Source organism: Arthrobacter sp. (genome assembly GCF_030540645.1).
Lineage (GTDB): Bacteria > Actinomycetota > Actinomycetes > Actinomycetales > Micrococcaceae > Specibacter.
This window is the reverse complement of sequence record NZ_JAUNVV010000030.1, coordinates 26,725-35,090: the sequence shown is the minus strand read 5'-3', so window position 1 is coordinate 35,090 and position 8,366 is coordinate 26,725. Positions and strand designations below refer to the sequence as shown.

The following is an 8,366-nucleotide window of genomic DNA, read 5'->3' as shown; positions in this document are numbered from 1 at the left end:
GCTTCACGCCGGCCAGCACGTTGTCGCGGATGCTCATGGTGGGGAACGGGTTGGGCCGCTGGAACACCATGCCGATCTGGCTGCGCACCGTCACCGGGTCCACGCCGTCGCCGTACAGGTTGTCGCCGTCGAGCAGCACTTTGCCTTCAACCCGGGCACCGGGGATGACCTCGTGCATGCGGTTCAGGGTGCGCAGGAACGTGGACTTCCCACAACCGGAAGGCCCGATGAAGGCGGTGACACTTTTGGCGTCGAGGGTGATGTTGACGTCCTCCACAGCACGAAAATCGCCGTAGTAAACATTCAAATCACTGACATCAATACGTTTGGACATAGCTGGAGTTCCGTTTCAAAGTAATTTAGCGGCCGGTTTTCGGCGCGAAGAGGCGTGCCACCAGACGGGCACCGAGGTTTAGGAGCATGACCAGGATGATCAAAAGCAGCGCCGCGGCCCACGCACGCTGGGTGGAAGGATCGGCGTTCGACGGCGAGGTGGGCGTCATGATCTGCGTGTAGATGAACGTGGGCAGCGATGACATCCAGCCCGCAAAGACGTTCATGTTGATCGTCGTGGCGAACCCTGCCGTGACCAGCAGGGGCGCCGTCTCACCGATAACCCGGGCAATGGCCAAGGTGACGCCGGAAGCGATGCCCGAGATCGCCGTCGGAATTACCACCTTGAGGATGGTGCGCCACTTGCGCACACCCAACGCATAGGCGGCCTCACGCAGTTCGTTCGGCACGATCTTGAGCATTTCCTCGCTAGAGCGCACCACCACGGGGATCATGAGGACTGAAAGCGCGACGGCGGCCACGAACCCGGTCTTGGTGCCTGGACCCAGGATCATGGCGAAGAAGGCGGCTGCGAACAGGCCGGCCACAATCGAGGGGATGCCGGTCATGACGTCAACGAGGAACGTGATGACCTTGGAGAATCGGTTGCCGCTGCTGTATTCCACAAGGTAAATGGCGGTCAGCAACCCGACCGGCACGGAAATGAGGGTGGCCCACAGGGTGATCAGGATCGAGCCCACAAGAGCATGGTAGACGCCGCCCAGCACAGGGGTGCCATCCTTCACCGAGGCGTTGTCCACAGCCCCGGTGACGCCGTTCATGGACGTACTGAGAAAGCCGGGGGTCAGCAGTCCGGGCACGCCATTGACCAATACGGTCCAGATCACTGAGACCAGCGGCAGCAGTGCCACGAGGAAGGCGCCGACAACGAGCGAGGTGGCCAGCTTGTCCGTAGCCTTGCGCCGACCCTCGACGAGCGCCGCGCTGACGACATTGGCGGTGGCGAAGAGCACTGCAGAGAGCACTGCCCAGCCAAAGACTTGGAATCCGATGAGGGACATGAGCGCCGCTGCCACAACAACCGAGCTGGCAGCAATCACATAAGGGGTGTATTTTGGCAGGCGGCCGCGGGTCAGTGCAGAGCGCTTGCGTTCAGTCATGAGCGTCGCCATCAGTTGGCTCCCGAGAATTCTTTGTGGCGGTTGATGATCCAACGGGCCACCATGTTGACGACGAGTGTGATGAGGAACAACACCAGGCCCGCAGCGATGAGTTCATGCATGCGCAGCCCGAAGGCTTCGGGGAAGTCCAACGCGATTTCGGCGGCAATGGTTTGGTTGCCCGAACGGATCAGCGAGGCGATCAAGGGTCCTGATGAGAGGACCAAGGCCACCGCCATGGTCTCACCGAGGGCACGGCCCAAGCCCAGCATGACGGCGCTGATGATGCCGCCGCGGGCAAACGGCAAAACGGCCATGCGGATCATTTCCCACCGGGTGGCACCCAACGCCAACGCCGCTTCTTGGTGCAGCATGGGTGCCTGCAGGAAAATCTCCCGGGTCAGTGAGGCGATGATGGGCAGCACCATGACCGCCAGCACAATGCCGGCTGTCAGGATGGTCTTACCCGTTCCGGAGGCAGGTCCGGCAAAAATCGGGATCCAGCCGAAGTTCTCAGCCAGCCATGCATACGGGACCTTGAGCTGGGAGGCGAGGTAGCTGGCCCCCCAGGCACCGTAGACAACCGAGGGGATGGCGGCCAGCAAGTCCACCACATAGCCCAGGCCGCGGGCCAGCCTGCGCGGGGCGTAGTGCGAGGTAAACAACGCGACAGCCACGCCGATGGGTGTGGCGATCAGCAGCGCGATGGTGGCTGCAATCAACGTGCCAACGACGATCGGGAAAATGTAGTCGAAGAACCCTCTGCCGCCGGTGATGTCGGCCGGGTTCGCACTGAATGTGGGTAGCGCCTGGACTACCAGGAACAGGGCCACGGCAAACAGCACGGCCACAATTAGTGCGCCGGCGCCCAGCGCCGCCCCGGAGAACACTTTGTCTCCGGTGCGTCCTGTCTTAGCCTGCCCCGGGCTGGACTGCCCCGTTCCCGGTTTGGGTGCGAGCTTTGTGGTGGACAATTTAGTACCTTCTACCGATGCTTACTTTGAGCCGGAGCTGATGGAGTCAATTGCCGCCTTGGCCTTGCCAGCCAGCTCGGTTGAAAGAGGTGCACTCTTGGCTGCTTCCGCCGCCTGCTTCTGGCCTTCATCGCTGAGGACGAAGGCGCCAAAGGACTTGACCAGACTCGCCGTGGCTGCATCCGGGTAGGATGCGCAGAACACGCCGTAGGACACCAACACTGCGGGGTAGGCGCCGGCCACCGTGGTGGTGCGGTCAAGCTTCAGCGATAGGTCATTCGCTGAGCGGCCTGCAACGACTGTTGCGGCGTCCACGGCCTTGGCTGCGGCTTCGGCTGTGACGGGGACATAGGAATCGCCGACCTTCAGCTCAACCTTGCCGAGGGCGTCGGTGACGGCGGAGTCGTCAGCGTACGTGATGGCACCGGCTGTCTCGGTCACCGTTTTCACAACACCTGAAGTGCCCTTGGCGTTTTCACCGGGGAGCGAGGCGGGCCAGTCCCCTGACTTCTCATCCGTCCACACACTTTTTGCGGCCGCAGCCAGGTAGTCGGTGAAGTTTTCCGTGGTTCCGGAGTTGTCCGAACGGTGCACCGGCGTGATCGCCAAGTCCGGGAGCATGGCATTTGGGTTGGCGGTCTTGATGGCGGGGTCATTCCAGTTTTTGATGTCACCGCGGAAGATCTTGGCGACGGTCCCGGCGTCGAGCTTGAGGTCCTTGACCCCCTCAACGTTAAAGGCCACGGCGATAGGTGAAATGTACCAGGGAATGTTGATGGCGCCGTCGGGCCCGCATTTGGCCTGGGCGGCGGTAAGTTCGGCGTCCTTCAAGAACGCGTCGGAGCCAGCGAATTGCACGGCACCGGCGATCAACGCCTTGCGGCCGGCGCCGGAGCCCTCCGGGGAGTACTGGATCTTGGCGCCGGGGTTGGCGGATTCGAATCCGGCCTTCCACGCGTCCATCGCAGCTGAGATTGAGCTGGCGCCGGTGCCGGTCAAGGTGCCGGTGGCGCCGGTGCCCGCCGTTGTGGTGCCGCCGCTGCCCGGGCTCACCACGTTGTCAGTGCCGCAGGCCGTAAGGGCCAGGGCGCCGACGGTGAGAACTGCTGCCATGCGGCCAATGCGAAGTACCTTCACGCTTTTACCTCTTCTACGTCTTCGTTGCGTCGATTTAGATTCATTACTCCTTGACGGTATGAGTTCGAAGTGAAGCGAGGGCCCCACCCAAGTGAACGGAAGGTTAACGCTGCGCGGACTCTTGGCATCCATGTTCGACGCCGGATACCCCCTCCCGCTGCCAGCCCTCCTTGCGCCTGGTGTCGGCGTCCAGTGTCAGTGCTCGGCGATATGGTTGGGGCATGGCAGCAAAGAGCACAAAGACCAACACCGGGCAAAATTTCCGTTGCACGGAATGCGGATGGACGGCAGTGAAGTGGGTGGGGCGGTGTGGTGAGTGCCAGGCCTGGGGAACGCTGGAGGAGATCGGCACCGTCGTCGTCAGGACCACGGCTGCCACCTCGGTGGTGCGCCCAGCCCAGTTGATCAGCGAAGTTGACGCGTCCAAGGCCGCCCACAACCTCACCGGCGTGCCCGAACTTGACCGTGTTTTAGGTGGCGGCATGGTGCCCGGTGCGGTGATCCTGTTGGCTGGGGAACCCGGCGTCGGAAAATCCACACTGCTTCTGGATGTGGCAGCGAAGTTTGCCCGCAACGGCCACGGCAGGGCGCCCCAAAAGGTTCTGTACCTCACCGGTGAGGAGTCCGCCGCCCAGGTGAAGCTGCGTGCGGAGAGGATTGGCGCCGTCGCCGAGACGTTGTATTTGGGTGCTGAAACAGATCTTGGCACGGCGCTGGGGCAGGTTGAAGCCGTGCAACCCGCTTTGTTGATTGTGGACTCCGTGCAGACGTTCAGCAGCGCCATGGTGGACGGCAGCGCTGGCGGTGTCTCGCAAGTGCGCGAGGTGGCGGCGTCGCTCATTGCTGCGGCCAAGCGCTTGAACATGACCACACTGCTGGTGGGCCACGTGACAAAGGACGGCTCCATTGCCGGCCCGCGCCTGCTCGAGCACCTGGTGGACGTTGTTTGCCAGTTCGACGGCGAGCGCCACTCCAGGTTGCGTCTGCTGCGGGCCGTGAAGAACAGGTACGGGCAGACGGACGAGGTTGGCTGCTTCGATCTGACCGATGACGGCATTGAGGGTCTTGCAGATCCAAGCGGGCTGTTCACCTCCCGCACCTCCCATCCGGTGTCCGGGACCTGCATCACCGTCACCATGGAAGGACGCCGGCCCCTGCTGGCGGAAGTGCAGGCTCTGTTGACTCCATCCATGGGTTCCCAGCCGCGCCGGACAGTCAGCGGATTGGATTCCACCCGCATTGGCATGTTGCTGGCTGTCTTGCAGCAACGGGCCGGGCTGCGCCTGGACGCCGACGACAGCTACGTGGCAACGGTGGGTGGTGCCCGGCTGAGCGAGCCGGCCATGGATCTGGCCGTGGCCATGTCGATTGTTTCAGCCAAGACGAACAAGCCGGTCCACGGCAAGTTGGTGGCGTTTGGCGAAGTGGGTTTGGCCGGAGAAGTGCGGCCGGTGCCAGGCATCAACCAGCGCATCCAAGAGGCCAGCCGGTTGGGCTACACACATGCACTTGTGCCGTTGAGCGCCACGGGGCCCGGGCCCATCCCGCCTGATTTCACGGTCAAGCAGATCGAGCACATCGCTGAAGCCACCGAACTCATCCTGCACGGAACGCCGGGGCCGCCGCGCGCCTGACAACCACTTACGGTCACAGCTGCTGGCCACTTCAGTCATGGAAAACCGTGCAAAGGACACGGTTGCATCAAGATGGCCTGCCCTTATGGCCAGCCACTCCGTCAAGGTCGGTGTTTCCCACTATTATGGGCAGTGTGACTAGTGCGGATTTCCGTGCCTGAAAAGAAGGAACCGTCCAATGCAGCGCAGTCCCGAAGAGGCCTTGAAGGCCACTCTTGCCCGTGTCGCACCTGGAACTCCCCTGCGTGACGGGCTGGAACGCATTCTTCGCGGACGCACGGGCGCGCTCATCGTGCTGGGTTCGGACAAAACCATCGAAAGCCTGTGTTCCGGCGGATTCGAAATCGGCATTGACTTCGCCCCGACGAGCTTGCGCGAACTGGCCAAAATGGACGGCGCAATAGTGTGCGACAAAGATGTCACGAAGATTGTGCGTGCGGCTGTCCAGCTGGTGCCGGACCCCAGCATCGAAACCCAAGAGTCTGGAACCCGGCACCGCACGGCAGAACGTGTTGCCATCCAAACCGGTGTGCCGGTGGTTTCTGTCAGTCAATCGATGCAAATCATCGCGTTGTACGTCGACGGCCTGCGGTACGTTTTGGAGGGTTCGGAAAAAGTTCTGGCGCGCGCCAACCAAGCGCTGGCCACCCTTGAGCGCTACCGCGCCCGCCTCGACCAGGTCACAAGCTCCCTGTCTGCTCTGGAGATTGAGGCGATGGTCACCATCCGGGATGTGGCCGTCACGTTGCAGCGACACGAGATGGTGCGCAGGATCTCAGAGGAGATCGCCCAGTACGTTCTTGAACTCGGTGTTGACGGACGATTGTTGTCCCTGCAACTGGAGGAACTTTCCACCACCCGCGGATCAGGGGCGGACATGGTCATTCGCGACTATGCCGACCCTGAAACCATCCAGGTTGATGCAGCAGTGGCGGCTTTGCAGGACATCGACCAAGCCAACTTGATTGACTTGAATCTCATTGCCGGAGTTGTCGGCCTAGTCACTGGCAATGATTCCCTTGAAGCCATGATCCAGCCCCGCGGCTACCGTCTGGTGTCCGGACTGAAGGCGGTTCCCGGCGCAGTTGCCGGCCGTTTGGTGGACCACTTTGGCGGGTTGCAGAACTTGATGGCAGCCACCATCGACGAACTGATGGTGGTCGATGGAATCGGTGAACTCCGTGCACGCAACGTCCGCGAAGGTCTTTCCCGCATTGCCGAAGCCAGCCTGCTTGACCGCTTCTTGTAGAAAAGTCTAGTTCAGCGTGAACGTTACTTTTTCGCTTGACCATTTGCCCATGGTCGCCACCAGAACATAGGTTGCCCCGCCACGACCCGGCGCGGCTGTGACCGTCGCACATTCTGGGGAACTGCGCTTGACCTGCCACACAAAGTTGGCAGTCTCGGAGGCGCCCGGCTTCAAGTTCTTCACCAGGTCGGTTGAATCCAACTGGCAGTCCCTTGAGTTGAAGATGACATCTGCACCGCTGGTAATCTGGTATTCCATCTGGCTGGTGCCCACATTGATGTCACACGGTGCCTGACCCGTGTTGGTCACCCGCAGCGTCAGGATGGGGGATTCATCGGGTCCATACGACGGCTTGTCCGTCGCAGCGCTCACCTTGATCCCCGCCTCATCACACACGGCCGACGGCGGCGTGCCCGGCTTCGCGGGAGGATTGGGCTTGGCTGTACTGCCATTTGCCGCCGACTCGCTGCCCGGCCCGGCATCAGGGCCGGAGCCCAACAGGCCAGCGATGAAGAATCCACCGGCCACCAAACCGCCCATGACAAGCAGCACAAGGACGAGCACCACAAGCCTGCGCCGGCGGTACACTTTCGCTGATACTTTGGGCCGACGGGCAGCTGCGTCTGCAGCGGCCTGGCTGTGCCCGGAATTCCCTGTTTTACCCACGGAACCAGTTTATCGATGGCAAGTGTTGCCGGAGACCAACCACGCCGCCTCGCATTGGAGCATCTGCTGCGTGAGGCTCCCGGCCCGTCCCAAGCACGGCGTGCCATAGAGTTGTACTGCCCTTCCGGCATATTTTTCCCGGGTGGGCTCGGTCAGTTGGCCAATCATTCAGCCAACCAGTCAGAACGACAGTCAGTCACCACAGTGCGAGGAGTTCGTGTGTACCAGCAGATCCAGGCCTGGTTCCTGCGTGAGGCCAGGGACTTGCCGTGGCGCGGCAATTGCTCAGCCTGGGGCATTCTGGTCAGCGAGATCATGCTCCAGCAAACGCCTGTGGTTCGTGTGCAACCTGTCTGGGAGCAATGGCTGCAGCGCTGGCCCACCCCGGCCGATTTTGCAACAGCTCCTGCTGCCGAAGTGCTGCGGGCGTGGGGGCGCCTCGGTTATCCGCGCCGGGCGCTGCGGCTGCATGCTGCTGCGCAACAAATCGTCGAACAGCACGGCGGTGCCGTCCCTGACACCACCGAGGAGCTCCTGGCCCTGCCGGGTGTTGGCAGCTACACGGCTGCGGCGGTTGCCGCATTTGCGTTTGGTCGCCGAACAACAGTGGTGGACACGAACATCCGCCGCGTCCACGCCCGCCTGGTCATCGGCCAGGCCCTGCCGGCTCCGGCGCTCACTGCTGCGGAAATGACGCTGGCTACGGAACTTCTTCCCCAGGACACGGAAGAATCAGTGTTGTGGAACGCCGCAGTCATGGAATTGGGTGCGCTTGTTTGCACAGCCCGCAGCCCCAAGTGCGACGTTTGCCCAGTTCTGGACAAGTGCGCCTGGATCGCCGCCGGTCAGCCCGAGCCCACCTACATCCCCAAGGGACAGCCGTGGGCAGGCACTGACAGGCAGGTCCGCGGCGCCGTCATGGCCGTCCTGCGGGCAGCAAGCACGCCCGTGCATGCCGATCTTCTGTGGAACACGTCAGCCGAGCAAGCCCAGACCGGGCCGATAGCTGAGCTGGCGCCTCAACTGGGCAAGCTGCACGAGCTGAACACGCACGCACCCCAGCTCGAACGCGCACTGGCCGGGCTGGTTGCCGATGGTCTGGCACAACTTTCCGAAGCCGGCTACCACCTCCCAGCCTGACCCCACCCTAGACGCTCCTGCACTTTCGGGGCATAAAAGGGCGTCGCTCCCGCACTGGGTGCAGGAGCGACGCCCAAAAACGGCCGGAAAGTGCAGGAGCGTCGGTTGGGGT

The 8,366-nt window shown here is 62.4% G+C and carries 8 protein-coding genes; 3 read left to right on the top strand and 5 right to left on the bottom strand.

The window, feature by feature from the left end:
* The 4 genes from Q4P21_RS07790 to pstS all read right to left on the bottom strand — a co-directional run.
* On the bottom strand, positions 1 to 334 hold a 334-nt coding region (locus tag Q4P21_RS07790; RefSeq protein ID WP_303388217.1), incomplete at its 3' end, for a phosphate ABC transporter ATP-binding protein.
* A gap of 25 nt (positions 335 to 359) precedes the next feature.
* A complete protein-coding gene (gene pstA / locus Q4P21_RS07785) occupies positions 360 to 1,469 on the bottom strand; it encodes a phosphate ABC transporter permease PstA (protein WP_303388222.1) in 1,110 nt (369 codons plus the stop codon).
* A complete protein-coding gene (pstC, locus tag Q4P21_RS07780) occupies positions 1,466 to 2,344 on the bottom strand; it encodes a phosphate ABC transporter permease subunit PstC (protein WP_303388221.1) in 879 nt (292 codons plus the stop codon). Before pstC ends, pstA begins: the two co-directional genes overlap by 4 nt.
* Positions 2,345 to 2,449: 105 nt before the next feature.
* Positions 2,450 to 3,565, bottom strand: a complete 1,116-nt coding sequence (pstS, locus tag Q4P21_RS07775) for a phosphate ABC transporter substrate-binding protein PstS (protein ID WP_303388216.1) — start codon at positions 3,563 to 3,565, stop codon at positions 2,450 to 2,452.
* 221 nt (positions 3,566 to 3,786) lie between these two features.
* Between pstS and radA the strand changes: the two genes are divergently transcribed.
* Together radA and disA are read left to right on the top strand one after the other, a co-directional pair.
* Positions 3,787 to 5,199, top strand: coding sequence for a DNA repair protein RadA (radA, locus tag Q4P21_RS07770; protein ID WP_207345635.1), 1,413 nt, complete (start codon positions 3,787 to 3,789; stop codon positions 5,197 to 5,199).
* A 178-nt stretch (positions 5,200 to 5,377) separates the two neighbouring features.
* Positions 5,378 to 6,448, top strand: coding sequence for a DNA integrity scanning diadenylate cyclase DisA (disA, locus tag Q4P21_RS07765; RefSeq protein ID WP_303388215.1), 1,071 nt, complete (start codon positions 5,378 to 5,380; stop codon positions 6,446 to 6,448).
* Positions 6,449 to 6,454: 6 nt separating this feature from the next.
* On the opposite strand, the gene Q4P21_RS07760 is transcribed toward disA, so the two are convergent.
* Positions 6,455 to 7,114, bottom strand: coding sequence for a hypothetical protein (locus Q4P21_RS07760; protein ID WP_303388214.1), 660 nt, complete (start codon positions 7,112 to 7,114; stop codon positions 6,455 to 6,457).
* A 219-nt stretch (positions 7,115 to 7,333) separates the two neighbouring features.
* On the opposite strand from Q4P21_RS07760, the gene Q4P21_RS07755 reads away from it, so the two are divergent.
* A complete protein-coding gene (locus tag Q4P21_RS07755; RefSeq protein WP_303388213.1) occupies positions 7,334 to 8,254 on the top strand; it encodes an A/G-specific adenine glycosylase in 921 nt (306 codons plus the stop codon).
* Positions 8,255 to 8,366: the final 112 nt, after the last annotated feature.

Bases quoted from the DNA above. Each gene is read 5' to 3' on its own strand.
- radA (WP_207345635.1), top strand. From the start codon at position 3,787: ATGGCAGCAAAGAGCACAAAGACCAACACCGGGCAAAATTTCCGTTGC.
- disA (WP_303388215.1), top strand. From the start codon at position 5,378: ATGCAGCGCAGTCCCGAAGAGGCCTTGAAGGCCACTCTTGCCCGTGTC.